19 protein-coding genes are annotated in these 14839 nt (G+C 64.2%); 9 read left to right on the top strand and 10 right to left on the bottom strand.

The window, feature by feature from the left end; genetic code table 11:
- Window positions 1-54: 54 nt before the first annotated feature.
- Entirely contained in the window at window positions 55-234 is a 180-nt protein-coding gene (locus tag EJ074_RS20390; RefSeq protein ID WP_165349790.1) for a hypothetical protein, read from the bottom strand.
- 186 nt (window positions 235-420) lie between these two features.
- Between EJ074_RS20390 and EJ074_RS20385 the strand changes: the two genes are divergently transcribed.
- Both EJ074_RS20385 and EJ074_RS20380 read left to right on the top strand, forming a co-directional pair.
- Window positions 421-585, top strand: a complete 165-nt coding sequence (locus EJ074_RS20385) for a hypothetical protein (protein WP_095804613.1) — start codon at window positions 421-423, stop codon at window positions 583-585.
- Between the two features lie 219 nt (window positions 586-804).
- Window positions 805-1524 carry a YafY family protein gene (locus EJ074_RS20380; RefSeq protein ID WP_095804614.1) on the top strand — a complete coding sequence of 240 codons (720 nt, stop codon included), beginning with the start codon at window positions 805-807 and terminating at the stop codon, window positions 1522-1524.
- A gap of 223 nt (window positions 1525-1747) precedes the next feature.
- Here EJ074_RS20380 and EJ074_RS20375 read toward each other — a convergent pair whose 3' ends face one another.
- From EJ074_RS20375 to EJ074_RS20365, 3 genes are all read right to left on the bottom strand, one after another.
- Window positions 1748-2443: a DUF1013 domain-containing protein gene (locus EJ074_RS20375; RefSeq protein ID WP_095804615.1), complete on the bottom strand. Its 696-nt coding sequence runs from the start codon at window positions 2441-2443 to the stop codon at window positions 1748-1750.
- Between the two features lie 306 nt (window positions 2444-2749).
- Window positions 2750-2890 carry a DUF1127 domain-containing protein gene (locus tag EJ074_RS20370; RefSeq protein ID WP_095804939.1) on the bottom strand — a complete coding sequence of 47 codons (141 nt, stop codon included), beginning with the start codon at window positions 2888-2890 and terminating at the stop codon, window positions 2750-2752.
- A 289-nt stretch (window positions 2891-3179) separates the two neighbouring features.
- Window positions 3180-4190 (bottom strand): NAD(P)H-quinone oxidoreductase, encoded by a 1011-nt coding sequence (locus EJ074_RS20365; RefSeq protein WP_095804940.1) that lies wholly within the window; start codon window positions 4188-4190, stop codon window positions 3180-3182.
- 112 nt (window positions 4191-4302) lie between these two features.
- Here EJ074_RS20365 and EJ074_RS20360 point away from each other — a divergent pair, with 112 nt between their 5' ends.
- The 3 genes from EJ074_RS20360 (at window position 4303) to EJ074_RS20350 (ending at window position 6138) form a co-directional block, all read left to right on the top strand.
- The gene (locus EJ074_RS20360; RefSeq protein WP_095804616.1) at window positions 4303-4497 is read left to right on the top strand and encodes a DUF1192 domain-containing protein; all 195 of its coding nucleotides are present in this window, start codon (window positions 4303-4305) and stop codon (window positions 4495-4497) included.
- Window positions 4498-4575: 78 nt separating this feature from the next.
- A complete protein-coding gene (locus EJ074_RS20355) occupies window positions 4576-5820 on the top strand; it encodes an MFS transporter (protein ID WP_095804617.1) in 1245 nt (414 codons plus the stop codon).
- Window positions 5821-5850: 30 nt separating this feature from the next.
- The gene (locus EJ074_RS20350) at window positions 5851-6138 is read left to right on the top strand and encodes a metalloregulator ArsR/SmtB family transcription factor (protein WP_095804618.1); all 288 of its coding nucleotides are present in this window, start codon (window positions 5851-5853) and stop codon (window positions 6136-6138) included.
- A 48-nt stretch (window positions 6139-6186) separates the two neighbouring features.
- Here EJ074_RS20350 and EJ074_RS20345 read toward each other — a convergent pair whose 3' ends face one another.
- Both EJ074_RS20345 and EJ074_RS20340 read right to left on the bottom strand, forming a co-directional pair.
- Window positions 6187-6843: a glutathione S-transferase family protein gene (locus EJ074_RS20345; protein WP_095804619.1), complete on the bottom strand. Its 657-nt coding sequence runs from the start codon at window positions 6841-6843 to the stop codon at window positions 6187-6189.
- A 17-nt stretch (window positions 6844-6860) separates the two neighbouring features.
- Window positions 6861-7688 (bottom strand): alpha/beta hydrolase, encoded by an 828-nt coding sequence (locus tag EJ074_RS20340; protein WP_095804620.1) that lies wholly within the window; start codon window positions 7686-7688, stop codon window positions 6861-6863.
- Window positions 7689-7776: 88 nt separating this feature from the next.
- Here EJ074_RS20340 and EJ074_RS20335 point away from each other — a divergent pair, with 88 nt between their 5' ends.
- Window positions 7777-8295, top strand: coding sequence for a helix-turn-helix domain-containing protein (locus EJ074_RS20335; protein ID WP_095804941.1), 519 nt, complete (start codon window positions 7777-7779; stop codon window positions 8293-8295).
- Between the two features lie 39 nt (window positions 8296-8334).
- On the opposite strand, the gene EJ074_RS20330 is transcribed toward EJ074_RS20335, so the two are convergent.
- From EJ074_RS20330 to EJ074_RS20320, 3 genes are all read right to left on the bottom strand, one after another.
- Window positions 8335-8736, bottom strand: coding sequence for a hypothetical protein (locus EJ074_RS20330; protein WP_095804621.1), 402 nt, complete (start codon window positions 8734-8736; stop codon window positions 8335-8337).
- A gap of 345 nt (window positions 8737-9081) precedes the next feature.
- Complete coding sequence (gene rpmF / locus EJ074_RS20325; protein ID WP_006203806.1) at window positions 9082-9264, bottom strand: 50S ribosomal protein L32; 183 nt, start codon at window positions 9262-9264, stop codon at window positions 9082-9084.
- Window positions 9265-9417: 153 nt separating this feature from the next.
- Window positions 9418-10125 carry a transglycosylase domain-containing protein gene (locus EJ074_RS20320; protein WP_095804942.1) on the bottom strand — a complete coding sequence of 236 codons (708 nt, stop codon included), beginning with the start codon at window positions 10123-10125 and terminating at the stop codon, window positions 9418-9420.
- Window positions 10126-10254: 129 nt separating this feature from the next.
- On the opposite strand from EJ074_RS20320, the gene EJ074_RS20315 reads away from it, so the two are divergent.
- Window positions 10255-11172: a polyprenyl synthetase family protein gene (locus EJ074_RS20315; protein WP_095804622.1), complete on the top strand. Its 918-nt coding sequence runs from the start codon at window positions 10255-10257 to the stop codon at window positions 11170-11172.
- A 22-nt stretch (window positions 11173-11194) separates the two neighbouring features.
- On the opposite strand, the gene EJ074_RS20310 is transcribed toward EJ074_RS20315, so the two are convergent.
- The gene (locus EJ074_RS20310) at window positions 11195-12118 is read right to left on the bottom strand and encodes an SMP-30/gluconolactonase/LRE family protein (protein WP_095804623.1); all 924 of its coding nucleotides are present in this window, start codon (window positions 12116-12118) and stop codon (window positions 11195-11197) included.
- Window positions 12119-12250: 132 nt separating this feature from the next.
- On the opposite strand from EJ074_RS20310, the gene EJ074_RS20305 reads away from it, so the two are divergent.
- Together EJ074_RS20305 and EJ074_RS20300 are read left to right on the top strand one after the other, a co-directional pair.
- Window positions 12251-13744: a sugar ABC transporter ATP-binding protein gene (locus EJ074_RS20305; RefSeq protein WP_129553677.1), complete on the top strand. Its 1494-nt coding sequence runs from the start codon at window positions 12251-12253 to the stop codon at window positions 13742-13744.
- Between the two features lie 9 nt (window positions 13745-13753).
- On the top strand, window positions 13754-14836 hold the full coding sequence (locus tag EJ074_RS20300) for an ABC transporter permease (protein ID WP_129553676.1): 1083 nt from the start codon (window positions 13754-13756) through the stop codon (window positions 14834-14836).
- Window positions 14837-14839: the final 3 nt, after the last annotated feature.

The raw sequence follows: 14839 nt of genomic DNA, 5'->3' as shown, positions 1-14839 counted from the left end.
GAAGCGCAGGGCACCCTCATTTGCAAGCCGTCCTCACCTGAAACTCATCGAACCTTAGGCCCAATGCCCGAGCATCGCCGCGAGCGAGATCGCCGCCATGGCGAGCACCGCCAGCTTCCAGAAATCGCTGCGCCGCTTCAGCCCCGGCCAGCCGAGCGGCTTGATGATCTGGATCAGCATGATGCCGATGATGACAAGGGCGAGAAGTTTGGTCATGGCGCCTTTGACCAGCATCGCTGGCTGCTGTCAAAGCGCTTCTTCGGCGGGCCGGCGATCCAGACCATTGCTGCCAAAAGCCTGGTTTGCTGTTCGTCCGCAGCGTCGCGCGATCTGTTTTTCAGAAGGCTGCCACCCTCCTGACAGACTGCTGTCAGCAGGGGTGTGCGATACTGCTCTCATCAAAAAGAGAGGAGTCTGGTCATGAACGGTTTTACGATTCTGCGTAGCGTGCAGCACTATGTCGGCAAGATTCGCACCGTACGGAACGAGATCCGGACCCAGCGTTTCCTGAACACTTTGCCCGCGGACATCCGCAAAGACATCGGTTGGCCCGATCTCTACGACGGCCGTGTGCGCAGGAACTGAAATTTTTCGACGCATGACTTGGATGTCGGCCGTGCCGCGCCCAGATGTAATGTCGGTCGAAACGCTCGGTTTCAGGAAAGATGCCATTGTTTGCGAGTTGATTCAGCGCAGCCTCCTGACACTATGTTGTCAGGAGGCCTGCGCTATTGAAGCTGACTCGAACCTGCGCCCGGTTGTGGGACCGCGGCATGCATAGAACCGAAACCAAGGGGTCAAACGATGCGCCGCGCCGACAGGCTCTTCCAGATCGTGCAGCATCTTCGCGGTGGTCGGCTCGTCACCGCGCAGAAGCTCGGCACGTGGCTCGAGGTATCCGAGCGGACCATCTATCGCGACATAGCCGACCTGCAGTCGACCGGCGTGCCGATCGACGGCGAGGCAGGGGTCGGCTACATGATGAGGGAGGGTTTCGACCTTCCGCCGCTGATGTTCACGCGTGACGAGATCGTGGCCTTGGTTGCCGGCGCGCGCATGGTGCGTGCTTTCGGCGGAGCCGCCATGGCGAGGGCCGCCGACGAGGCGCTGGTCAAGATCGGCGCGGTGCTGCCCGACGCCGAAAAGGACCGCATCGCCCGCACCGAGATCCATACGCCGATGTGGGTGGTGAGCGATGCCGCGCGGGAAGCGATCGACCTGATCGAGCGCGCCGTCGAGAAACGCCAGGTGCTGACCATCGACTATTCGGACGAGGCGGGCCGCAGCACGGCGCGCGATATCCGGCCGCTCGGCCTGTGGTTCTGGGGCAAGGTCTGGACCTTGGTCGCCTGGTGCGAGATGCGCGACGATTTCCGCGCCTTCCGCATCGACCGCATCGCCTCAGTGGTCATCGCCGGCCGCATTTTCAAGCCGGAGCGCGGCAAGCAGCTCGCCGACTTTTATCGCGCCGTCGAGCGCAGCGAGGATTACGGCATGGCGCCCGACCGTGCCGCCCGGACATGATGCCTCCCAAGCCATTGTCCAACAAAAAAGCCCGCTCGAAGCGGGCTTTTTTGTCGAGCCTTTGCAACTCGCCAAAAGTGCGGTTTTGGGCGAATGCATCGCCACGAGGCTTAAACTGCGGCGCGCTGAAAGGGATTCAGGCGACGCGCTTTAAGGTTTTGTTTGATGCATGTCGTAGTCTCAGAACCGCTGCGCACTTCTGAGCGACATGCATTAAGGAATCTCACTCCTCGTCCTCGGGCTTGTCCTTCGACTTCAGCGCCGACAGCTTGGCGAAGACGGCGTTGGCGTCGAGCTCCTGATCCTCGTCCTTGGGCTTTTCCGGCGCCGGCACCAAGCGCTCGGTAAGAGCCGCCGGCAGCAGCGTGTCGCCGGCGACGGGCTGCGCCTGCTCGCGTCCGCGCGAAGCGCGGTTGACCTCCATGTCGAGATCGATCTGCGAGGCCAGGCCCAGCGTCACCGGATCCATCGGCTGGAGATTGGCCGAGTTCCAGTGCTTGCGCTCGCGGATCTGCTCGATCGTCGACTTGGTGGTGCCCACAAGACGGGCAATCTGCGCGTCCTTCAGTTCGGGGTGGTTGCGCACCAGCCACAGGATCGCGTTCGGACGGTCCTGGCGCTTCGACAGCGGCGTGTAACGGGGGCCCTTGCGCTTCGATTCCGGCACCCTGACCTTGGGGTCGGAGAGCTTCAGCCGATGGTTCGTGTCCTTCTCGCCGCGCGCAATCTCCTCGCGGGTCAGCTGGCCGGTCATGATCGGGTCCATGCCCTTGATGCCTTGCGCCGACTCGCCGTCGGCGATTGCCTTGACCTCCAGCGGATGCAGTCCGCAGAACTGTGCGATCTGCTCGAACGAGAGCGCAGTGTTGTCGACCAGCCAGACGGCGGTCGCCTTGGGCATCAGCAGCGTATTGGCCATGTCAAAAATCCTTCTCGTTCGCCCGCGTTCCCGCGCGGGCGGTGGTTTAGGGCCACCAAAATGGGAAATTCGCGGCCTGTATAAACGCTCCGTCACGATTTCGCAATATTTTTGGGAAGGGAGGCGTCCGAGGCATGTCGCCCGAAAGCGCACGGCGGCTTTGGGAAGACGACGTTGATAAACAAAGTGCCCCAAAAGACAAAACCCGCTGGACAGGATCCAGCGGGCTTGGAACCGGAGACAGCAAGCGTCTGCGACGGCTCTGGCTTTTCGGCGCAGCCCGGCCCTGCGGCCGGGCATGCGTCATCAAAGCGCCTGGCGGGCGACCTTCTCGATGTCGCCGCGGTTGATGCCGAGGTCGTGCAGCTGACGAGCATTGAGCTTGTTCAGCTCGCGCACGGTCTCGTTGTACAGGCGCCAGTTGCGGTAAGCGCGGATCGGGTTCATTTCAGTCCTCCATTCGTCTGGATCGTGGATTTCGATGACGCGTAAATAGGCATCGTTGCACAGGAAATGAACGGATGGTTTTGCATGGCGGCAATGCATTTGTTGCATTGCACCATTAAGGTTCTGTTCAGCTTGCGGAAGGCGATGCGGACACCCCAGGCTGCATCGAGCTTCAGGTCAGGTCGAGCCGAGAGTTGCGCCTTCGAGAACCGGGGCGGAGCGCATTTGAAACACGTGAGCACCGCAAGCGCCCCGTCCACAGACCAACCTCGCCTGAATTTCGACGCGCCTAGCCGACGTCGAGCACGATCTTGCCGATATGCTCGCCTTCCTCCATCCGCTCATGCGCCCGCCAGGCTTCGGTCAGCGGGAAGATCATATCCATGACCGGCGCGACCTTGCGGGTGCCGAGCAGGGGCCAGACCTGAGCCTCGAGAGCGGCGGCGATGGCGGCCTTGAACTCGACTGTGCGCGGCCGCAGCGTCGAGCCGGTATGGGTGAGGCGCTTGACCATGATCTTGGAGAAGTCCGCGCTCGCCACCGCGCCAGCCTGCACCGCGATCTGGACGATGCGGCCCTCCATGGCGGCGGCGTGGTAGTTGCGGGCGACATAGTCGCCGCCGACCATGTCCAGGATGAGGTCGGCGCCCCGGCCATCGGTTGCGTCCTTGACCTGGGCGACGAAATCCTCTTCGCGATAGTTGATCGCGCGGTCGGCGCCGAGTTTCAGGCAGGCGTTGCACTTCTCCCTGGTGCCGGCCGTGGTGACGACATAGGCGCCGAACGCGGACGCCAGCTGTATGGCAGTGGTGCCGATGCCGGACGAGCCGCCATGGACGAGCAGCGTTTCGCCCTTCTTCAACCCGCCGCGCTCGAAAACATTATGCCAGACGGTGAAATAGTTCTCCGGCACCGCCGCGGCTTCCGAATAGGTGAAGCCGGCCGGGATCGGCAGCACGCTGCCGGCATGGACCTTGACATATTCGGCGTAGCCGCCGCCCGGCGTGAGCGCGCAGACCCGGTCGCCGATGCGCCAGCGCGAAATCTCGTCGCCGAGCGCCGCCACCTCGCCGGCCGCCTCGAGGCCGGGCAGGTCCGAGGCGCCGGGCGGCGGCGGATAGGCGCCCTTGCGCTGCTGTACGTCCGGCCGGTTCACGCCGGCGGCATGGACCCGAATGAGAACCTCGCCGGGGCCGGGCTTCGGCACGTCCCTCGTCTCCGCCTTCAGCACCCTGGGACCGCCCGGCTGCGAAATCGCGATGGCCGTCATCTTCGCCGGAATCTTGTGTCCGCTTGGCATGGTTCCCGTCTCCTCAACGCCGGTCGAGTCGCCGGCTGTTTGCATCGGCGCCCTCGCCCTATGTATGCTGATTGCCAAATCAGGCAAATGGCCAACTCAGGGAGGAGCGACGATGGCGACCTTCGACGACGAACCCAGGAAGAAGCCGCGCTCGCACGAGATCGGGCAGGACCTGGCGCTGCTTTCCGTCGATGAATTGTCCGAACGCATAACCCTGTTGCGTGACGAGATCGCCCGGCTCGAGGCCGAGCGGGCCGCCAAGGGCGCCACCAAGTCAGCCGCCGAGGCACTGTTCCGCCGCGGTTGACTTCCGCGGCTCGTTGCCGCTGAAAAGCCCCAATAAGCCTGTCAGACCTGCGCCACGACATTCCAGCCAGACGAGCCCATGTTCGCCACATACAGACCGATTCTCTCGCTGCTTCGCGGCACCGCCTTCCTGCTTGCGGCTTCCGGCCTGCACGGCCTGCTTCTGCCGCTGCGCGGACAACTGGAAGGATTCTCCACCGCTTCGCTCGGCCTGATGGGCACGGCCTGGGCCGGCGGCTTCGTCGCCGGCTGCTTCTTCGCCCCGCGCCTCGTGCGCCGTGCTGGCCATGTCCGCGCCTTCGGCGCCTTCGCCGCGTCGGGCGCCATAGTCGCCCTGCTCACCGGGCTGATCATCGAGCAGTATATCTGGATCCTGCTGCGCGCCTTCACCGGCTTCACCATGGCCGGCGCTTTCATGGTCATCGAAAGCTGGCTGAACGAGAAAGCGACCAACGAGAACCGCGGCACCGTCTTCGGCCTCTACATGATGGTCACTTTCGCCTCGATCATGGGTGGCCAGATGATCGTCGCCGGCGGCGACGTGAGATCGGCCTCGCTGTTCATGATCACCGGCATATTGTTCTGCCTTTCGCTCATTCCGACGGCCGTCTCGACGCAGTCGCACCCCAAGCCGCTGCAGGATGTGAAGCTTGACGTCAAAGGCCTCTACGCCAATTCTCCGGTATCGGCCGTGGCTTGCCTCCTGATCGGCATCGCCAACGGTGCGTGGGGCACGCTTGGGGCCGTCTATGGCGCGCGCATCGGCATCTCGACCGCCGAGATCGCGCTGATGATGAGCCTTGTGGTGATTGCCGGCGCGGCCATGCAACTCCCCGCGGGTCGGCTTTCCGACACCACCGATCGCCGCTTCGTGCTGGCTGGCGCCGCCTTCGGTGCGGCCGTGTTCGCGGTGCTGGTCTTCCTGATCGAACCGCATTCGGGCGCCTTCGTGATCGCCATGACCGCTGCCTATGGCGGCTTCGCCTACACCCTCTATTCCATCGCGGTTGCGCATGCCAACGACCATGCGCGGGCCGAGGATTTCGTAAAGGTCTCCGGCGGTCTGCTCCTGCTTTATGGTTTCGGCACCATGATCGGGCCGCTGCTGGGGGCTGCCCTGATGGGACTGCGCCCCGAGGGGCTTTTTCTTGCCACCGCCTTCGCGCACCTTTGCCTCACCGGTTACACGCTGCTGCGCATCCGCCGTCGCGCTCCTGTGCCCATCGAAAACCGCGAAGCCTTCAAGACGCAGCCGGCTGATAGGGCGGTCACGCCGGAAGCCTTGCGGCTCGATCCGCGCAGAAAGGTTGAAACCGACGGTTGAGATTCGGCGAAGTTTGCCTAAAAATATGGTATGATGTTCTCCGACGCCTTCATGGCGATAGCCGATCCCAACCGGCGTTATCTCTTGGAAGAGCTCCGACGCGGCCCGAAGACGGTCAACGAACTGGCGGCCGGATTGCCGGTTTCCCGTCCAGCCGTTTCCCAGCATCTGAAGGTCCTGCTCGACGCCGGCCTGGTCCATGCCAAGGCCGAGGGCACGAAGCGCGTCTACACCGTCAGCCAAGCGGGCTTCCTCAGGCTGAACATCTGGCTCGACCAGTTCTGGGAATCCGAGGAACTCGGCGCGCCCGGCAGCTGAAGCCGTCAGCTGCCGGGCGGCTGTCGCTTCCGAACTGTTTCTGCCGGCTCAACCGTCATTGTAGGGGAAGAGCTTGAAATAGGGCTGCGCTTCCTTGATCACGCGGGCAAAGGAAGCGCGATCCATCAGGCGATCGTGGTAGCGCCTCACGGCAGGGAACTTGTCGCCGAACGGTTCGACCTTGTTGGCGTAGAACAGGGCCGGCGAGGCAGCGCAGTCGGCCATGGTGAAGGTCTCGCCCACTGCCCAGGTCTTTCCCTTCATCTCCTGTTCGATGATGGCGTAGGAGGTGCGAAGCTGCGCGCGGGCCTGCTCGACGCCGAACGGATCGGTCTTGTCCTGCGGCCGCAGCCGGTCGCCGACGATCTTCTGCATCGGCTCCTGCACATAGAAATCGTAGAAGCGATCGGCCTGGCGGATCTTGATGGCGAGGTCGATGTCGGCCGAAACGAGTTCGACCGGTCCTGGATAATAGGCGGCGAGATATTCGATCACGATGGTCGATTCCAACACCGTGCGGTCCCGCGTGTCGTCACGAAGGGCCGGCATCTTGCCGGTCGGCGATACCTTCAGGAAAGCCGTGCGCGACTGCTCGTCGCCGAGATCCACGATGACCGGCGTGAAAGGCGTGGCGTTTTCGTAGAGCGCGATCAGCGGCTTCCAGCAGAAGGAGGCCAATGGATGAAAGTGCAGGGTCAGGGACATTTCTTCTCGCTTCCATTTTATCCGCCATGCTGCGTGATGGCTTCGATGATTTGCGGCCAATCCATGCGATGCAGTTCATGGCCACCGCCTTCTATCCGCACCAGTCTGGCGCCGGGAACCGCCGAGGCCAAGGCCTCGCCGTGCTCGATCGGGAAGATCGGATCGGCCGTGCCGTGGATGACGAGCAGCGGCACCGACAAATCTTTTGCCCGCCGCTCCTGCCCCCCACCCTTGAGCAGGAAATGATTGGTCGCGCTGGCGAGGCCGCCGGAACGGTCGAAATCCTCCTCGATCGTGGCGCGTGCGCGGTCCTCGTCGAACGGATGCAACGTGCTGGCGAGCGCATGCGCGTCCTCAAGCATGTAGGAGAGCACCTGATTCCTCTTCGACCAGTCGACGTCGGCGCCATGCGCCGAATGCTTCCGGTAAGCCTCGCTGGTGTCCGGCAGGCCGGACGTGTCGACGCCAAGCGGCGAACTGGAGATCACGGTGAGTGCCCGAACGCGTTCGGGATATTTCAGCGCCGCGATCTGCGCGATCATGCCGCCCATCGACATGCCGGCGACATGCGCCTCGCCTATCAGGTGATCGTCGAGCACCCGGATGGCATCGTCCACCATGTCCTCGAACGTATAAGGCGGTTCGCCCGGTGTGTATTTCGTCGACAGGCCTGTATCGCGATTGTCGTAGCGGATGACGAAGCGGCCGCGCTCGGCGAGCTGCCGGCAGAAGGCCTCCGGCCACCAGAGCATCGAAGCCATGGCGCCCATGATCAGCAGGATGGCCGGGTCGGCCGGATTGCCGAAGCCTTCGCAGACAATTGTCGGGCGGCGGATCAGGGTCATCGTCCAGTCCTCCAATCCGATTGCATTTTGCAATCAGTTGCACGATAATCAAACCGATATCATTATGCAACTGGTTTTGGAGAAATATATGAACACCGAGCACCGGTCCGGCTGCCCGATCAATCTGTCGCTCGAGGTCTTCGGTGACCGCTGGAGCCTGATCATCCTGCGCGACATGATCTTCGGCGGCCGCCGGCATTTTCGCGAGCTGCTCAAGGGATCGCTGGAGGGCATTGCCTCCAACATCCTGGCCGACCGGCTGAAGCGGCTGATGGAACTGGGCCTGCTCACAAAGGCCGACGATCCCAGCCACAAGCAGAAGGCGATCTATAGCTTGACCGAGATGGCAATCACCTTGGTGCCGATCATGGCGCATCTCGGCGCCTGGGGACGGGTCTGGTTGCCGGTGAGCGAGGAGCTTTCGATCCGCGCCGAGCTGCTGGAAAAGGGCGGCCTGCCGCTATGGGATCAGTTCATGGACGAGTTGCGCCACGAGCATCTCGGCGCGCCGGTGAAGACGCCGCCAGGCACGCCGAGCGTCCGCGCGCAATTGCAGGCCGCTTATGAAGCGGTGGTGGCGCGCAAGGCTTCGGCCGCCGCCAGATGACCGCGCTTGAGCGGCAGGCCGCAGGATGGTCGGCACAGCCTAATTCAGATTGATATCCCGGCTCGCCGACCGCATCGACACCGAGAACCCGGCAAGCACATCGAAGAGCGCGATGATCATCAGCGTGAAGAAAACGGAGTGCGCGGCGCCCTTGACCAGCAGGAACTCGACCAGAAAGGCGATGAAGACCAGCGTCGACAGAAGATGATCGAGGATCGATGCATTGGTGGTGCGCACCGATTTCGAGATCTCGACGAACAGGAAGATCAACCCGATCAGCACCATCAGGTCGCCGAGCGTCATCGAGAACACGCCGCCCGACATCATGCGGAATGAAAACATCTCGGTCATCCACGGATCGTCGCCGCCGCCGAACAGTCCGAGCAGTCCGAGATTGTAAAGGACGAAAGGCACGATCAGCAGCGGGATGGCACCGAACATCTGGGCAACTCCAATGGGCTCCCATTTGTAGAATGCCGGGCAGGCACGCCGTCAAGGTTTTTCAGGCGCGGCGGCAAACACGCTTTGGAGCAATTCCGGGAAAAGCGTGAAACGGTTTTCCGTCAGCAATTGCGTCAAACAAAGGGATAGAGCGGTTCGCCGTTTGCGTGAAACGGTGAACCGCTCCAAAACCCGAATGAAACAGGAATGCCAGCCGGTTGCCGGCCTTTCGCCGGTCTGCGAGGCTCGGCCGGAAGGCAGCGATCCGGCCCAGACCGCGAGCCCAAAACGCAAAAAGACCGGCCAGTGGCCGGTCTTTTGACTTGCCCAAACCGTGGAAGCTGCTCAGCTTTCCTTCGGCTCCAGGACCTGGCGGCCGCGATACATGCCGGTCTTCAGGTCGATGTGGTGCGGGCGGCGCATTTCGCCGGAATTCTTGTCCTCGACATAGGTCGGGGCCTTGAGAGCGTCGGCCGAGCGGCGCATGCCGCGCTTCGACGGAGAGGTTTTTCTTTTTGGAACGGCCATGGATATGCTCCACTACATGGTCAAAATGCCCCGGCAACCCTCGCGAAAGGGCCGCATCGAGGCCATAATCTGAGAAAGTCGGGTGCCTATACACGCCTTGCGCCGTTTTGGCCAGCACTGCCGCGAATTTTTTTGACCCGCCGCCGCCTTTCCCTAATCCAGGCAACCCACATACGCTCCGGACCTGCCCGCGCGCCGCTCGATCAGATTGGCGAGACGCCTCAAGCCAGGGCCGGGCTTGGCCGGATTGCGGGCGATCGGGTTGGGCAAGGTGACGGCGAGAAGCGCGGCCTGCCGTCGCGACAATTGCTTGGCCGAGACGCCGAAATGATGCTGGGCGGCCGCCTCGATGCCGTAGATGCCCGGTCCCCATTCGGCGATGTTGAGATAGATCTCCATGATGCGCCGCTTCGACATCACCGCGTCGAAATAGACGGCCAAAGGCAGTTCGACCACCTTGCGCACGCTGCCCAGCGGCCGCGACCACAAGAACAGGTTCTTCACCGTCTGCATGGTGATGGTGGAGGCGCCGCGCGTCGCCTCGCCGGCCAGGGCATCGTCGACGACGCCGCGCAATTCGCCGAGGTCGACGCCGCGATGGAAGCAGAACTGCCCGTCCTCCGACATGATCACCGAATTCGCCAGCACCGGCGCCACGTCGTCGATCGACACCCAACGCCGGTCGTAGCCGGAGAAAGTCACGAGGTCTTTCAGCATCAGTGTCGATACCGGATGCACGAAGGAGGGCAGATAGAGGAAGGCGAGCACGACCGGCATCGCCACCAGGACGGCGGCGACAACCACCAAGCGCCGGCCGAGGCGCTTGAGACCGGCGCGGTTCAGACGCCTCGGCCGCGCCATGTCCAGCACTTCGCTTCCATGATCCACGATTGGTTCCGTCAAGCCGCCCCACCCGCGCCATTCGCCCAACCGGCATAAAGGCGCGACGCTTCTTGCGCAATGTCTGAGTGTCGGCTACCGGTCCCGACCATGACGAAAGACGACCAGATGGCCTTCGATTCCGCGCTTTTTGCGCGTGCCGCCACGATCGAGACCCTGCTGCGGCGCCTGCTCGACGCGCGCCCCTCGCAAGGCGAGATCGCCCGGCCGGAGCGCCTGATGGCTGCCATGCGTCATGGCGTGCTGAATGGAGGCAAGCGGCTCCGCCCTTTTCTGGTCATGGAAAGTGCGGCTCTGTTTTCGGCCGATGGCGAGGCCGCGCTGCGTGTCGCGGCGGCGCTCGAATGCGTGCACTGCTATTCGCTGATCCATGACGACCTGCCGGCCATGGACGACGATGACCTGCGCCGCGGCCAGCCCACCGTGCACAGGGCCTTCGACGAGGCGACCGCGATTCTGGCCGGCGACGCGCTGCTGACCTTGGCCTTCGATATCGTCGCCGACGAGGCGACCGCGCTGCCGGCCGAACGCCGGGCGTCGCTTGTCCTGGCGCTCGCCCGCGCCGCCGGAACCGGCGGCATGGTCGGCGGACAGAGCCTCGATCTGGACGCCGAGCGCAAGCGGCCGGACGAGGCCGGCATCATCACGCTGCAGGCGATGAAGACCGGCGCGCTGATCCGCTTTGCCTGCGAGGCCGGCGCGATCGTCGCCGGTGCCTCCGCCACTGATCGCGAACGGCTGGCGGAGTTTGGCTCGGCAATAGGGCTTGCCTTCCAGCTAGCGGACGACTTGCTCGACCTCACCGCCGACGTGCACCAGATGGGTAAGGCGACGAAGAAGGACGCCGCCGCCGGCAAGGCGACGCTCGCGGCGCTGCATGGCCCCGACTGGGCGCGCGGTCAGCTCCATGGCCTCATCGACCAGGCGCATGCGCTGCTCGAACCCTATGGTGAGCAGGCGGCGATGCTGAAAGCCGCCGCGACGTTCGTCGCGACCCGGAGCAGCTGACGCTGCATCTCTGGGCCTGACTTCATCCGCGCCCGGCGGCATTCGCCGCGACGAACACCGCATAAAGCGACTGCCGCGCGGTGATGAACAGGCGGTTGCGCTTGGGGCCGCCGAAGGTCAGGTTGGCGACCGTCTCGGGGATGCGGATCTTGCCGATCAGCGAGCCGTCGGGATCGAAGCAGTGGACGCCGTCGCCGGCGCCCGCCCAGATGCGGCCGGCGGTATCCACCCTGAATCCGTCGAACAGCCCGGCCGAGCAGGCGGCGAAGACGCCGAGCTCCTTGAGCGCATTGCCCTCGACGGCGAACTTGCGGATGTGCTTCGGCCCATCCTTCTGGTGCGTGACGCCGGTGTCGCCGACATAGAGGACAGTCTCGTCCGGCGAGAAGGCAAGGCCATTGGGCTTGGCCATCGTGGAAACGACGCGCGCCACCGCGCCCGTTGCGGGGTCGGCGCGGTAGACGTGACAGCCCTCGATTTCCTGCTCGGCCCGGTCGCCCTCGTAGTCGGTCGCGATGCCGTAGGGCGGATCGGAAAACCATACCGTTCCGTCCGAGCGCACCACCACATCGTTGGGCGAATTCAACCGCTTACCCTCGAAACCGTCTGCGATCACCGTAATCGAGCCGTCATGCTCGGTCCGCGTCACCCGCCGCGCCCGATGCTCGCAGGTGACCAGCCGTCCCTGCGTATCGACCGTGTTGCCATTGGCATTGTTGGCCGGCGCGCGGAAAACCGAGACCACGCCGCTGGTGTCGTCGTAGCGCATGATGCGGTCGTTCGGGATATCGGAGAAAAGGAGATAGCGGCCGGCGGCGAACCATGCCGGACCTTCGAGCCAGCGGCCCCCCGTCCAAAGCCGCTCGACCGCCACATGACCGACGAAACAGCTCTCGAACCGCTCGTCGAGAACCTCGAACCCAGTGCCGTCAATGTCGCCGAACATGGCTGTCTCTCCGCAAAATCGGTTCATCGATAGCCGTCGCCTCGCCCCTTTTTCAAGACTTGACCTGCAAAAATGTTAGCGATAACATCCGCGCCAATTCAATCCGTCTGCTTGGCTTGGGAGGAGCCAAAAATGCGGCCCAAGCTCATCGAATTCATCGACATCTCCAAGCGCTTCGGCGGTACGCTGGCGTTGAAGTCGGTGTCGCTCGACATTCACGAGGGAGAGATCGTCGCGCTGCTTGGCGAGAACGGCGCCGGCAAGTCGACGCTGATCAAGACGCTCGCCGGCATCCACAAGCGCGACCAGGGCACGATCCGGTTTCGCGGCGAGGACTATCATCATCGCCCGCCGAGCCCCAGCCTGCCACAGAAGGTCGCCTTCATCCATCAGGACCTCGGTCTGATCGAATGGATGACGGTGGCCGAGAATGTCGGCATGGCGCAGGGTTTCTCGCGCCGTTCCGGCCTGATCGACTGGCGCGACACCGAACGCCGCGCCGAGCGCGCGCTGGCGCTGGTCGGCTGCGCTTTCGATCCGGCGACACGCGTCCAGGATCTGTCGCGAACCGAAAAGTCGCTGGTCGCCATCGCCCGCGCCCTGGCCACGGAAGCGGATGTCCTGGTGCTCGACGAGCCGACGGCCAGCCTGCCGGCGGACGAGGTCGAGCGGCTGTTCGAGGCGCTGCGGCCGCTGCGCGAGCGCGGCGTCGGCATGATCTATGTCTCGCACCGGCTGGACGAGGTGTTCCGCATCGCCGACCGGGTTGCGGTCATGCGCGACGGTCGCATGGTCGCGGTCAAGCCGGTCGCCGAGACCACGCCGCAGGAACTGGTCGACCTCATCGTCGGCCGCCCGGCGCACCAGATGTTCGCCAAGTCGCGCTGGCAGGAGGGGCCGGAGCGGCTCAAGGTGGAAAATCTCACCTGCGGCAGCGTCGGCCCCATCCGCTTCGAGGCCCGGTCCGGCGAACTGCTTGGCCTAGTCGGCCTGCGCGGCGCCGGGCAGGAAGCCGTCGGCCGCGCCTTGTTCGGTGCCGAGCACTTCGAGGGCACCGTCCTGCTCGACGGCAAGCATCTCGACCTGTCCTCGGTCGGGGCGGCCCTTGCCGCCGGCGTCGGGCTGATTGCGCGCGACCGCACCGAGGAGTCGGTGGCGCTGTCGCTCTCCGTGCGCGAGAACATGTACCTCAACCCGTCGGCCATCGGCCGCGGGCTTTTCTCCTTTATGAAGCCGGCGCGGGAGAGTGAGCTAACGCGGGAGCTCGGCACCCGGCTGGGGCTGCGGCCCAACGACCCGCATCTCCCGATCGAGGCGCTGTCCGGCGGCAACCAGCAGAAGGTGGTGGTCGGCCGCTGGCTGGCGACGGAACGCAAGCTCTTGATCGCCGAGGACCCGACGGCGGGCGTCGATGTCGGCGCCAAGGCCGAAATCTACCGGCTGATCGCGGCCGCCGTCGAAGCCGGGCTGGCGGTCATCGTCGTCTCCACCGATTTCGAGGAGGTCGCGCATATCTGCCATCGCGCACTGGTCTTCTCGCATAACCGCATCGTGCGCGAACTGGCCGGCGATGCCTTGACGACGGCGGCGCTCATCAGCGCCGCGTCCGTATCCGAGGCAGCCTGAGGAGGATCCATGAATTCGATCAAATCGACGGCGCTGGAGCCGACCCGCTCGGAACTCTCGGGCCTGAGCGCCAGCCAGAAAGCGGCGCGCTACCTGCCGGTCTACGGTCTGCCGATCCTGACGCTGCTTTTGATCCTGCTCTTCTCGCTGCTCCTGCCGCGGACCTTCCCGACCCTGCTCAACCTGCGCTCGATCATTTCCGACAAGGCGATCATCGCGCTCCTGTCGCTGGCGGCGATGATCCCGATGGCCTCGGGACGCATCGACCTGACGGTCGGCTACGGCATCGTGTTGTGGCACATCCTCGCCATCAGCCTGCAGACCGCCTTCGGCGTGCCCTGGACGCTTGCCGTGCTGATCGTCATCCTGCTCGGCGTGCTCACCGGCTTCATCAATGGCCTGCTGGTCGAGGTGGCACGCATCGATTCCTTCATCGCCACTCTCGGCACCGGCACCGTGCTCTATGCCTTGGCCATGTGGTACACGGGCGGGCGTCAGGTCGTCGGCGTGCTTCCCGACGGCTTCCTCTCGCTCAACGGCACGATGCTGTTCGGCCTGCCGATCACCGGCTACTACGTGGTCGCGCTGGCACTCGTGATGTGGCTGGTGCTCGAATACATGCCGCTCGGCCGTTATCTCTACGCCATCGGCGCCAATCCGAAGGCTGCAGCGCTCAACGGCATTCCGGTGCAGAAATTCGTCATGGGCGCCTTCGTCGCCTCCGGCGCGCTGACCGCGCTTGGCGGCGTGCTCCTGGCGTCCAAACTCAGGATCGGCCAGGCCAGCGTCGGCCTCGAATACCTCTTGCCGGCACTGGTCGGCGCGTTTCTCGGCTCGACCACCATAAAGCCCGGCCGCGTCAACGTCTGGGGCACGATCGTCGGCGTCGTCATCCTCGCCGTCGGCATTTCCGGCATCCAGCAGTTCGGCGGCTCGTTCTGGGTCGAGCCGCTGTTCAATGGCGTCACGCTGCTGGTCGCGATCGGTATTGCCGGTTACGCGCAGCGCCGCCGCGGCGCGGTCGTGCCGCCCCCCGCATCCACCAGCCAACCAGCCACTAGCCAACCGACAACGACATCCAACAACGCTTAATGG

The organism is Mesorhizobium sp. M3A.F.Ca.ET.080.04.2.1 (assembly GCF_003952525.1).
Classification (GTDB): Bacteria; Pseudomonadota; Alphaproteobacteria; order Rhizobiales; family Rhizobiaceae; genus Mesorhizobium.
This window is presented reverse-complemented; position numbering and strand designations above follow the sequence as displayed.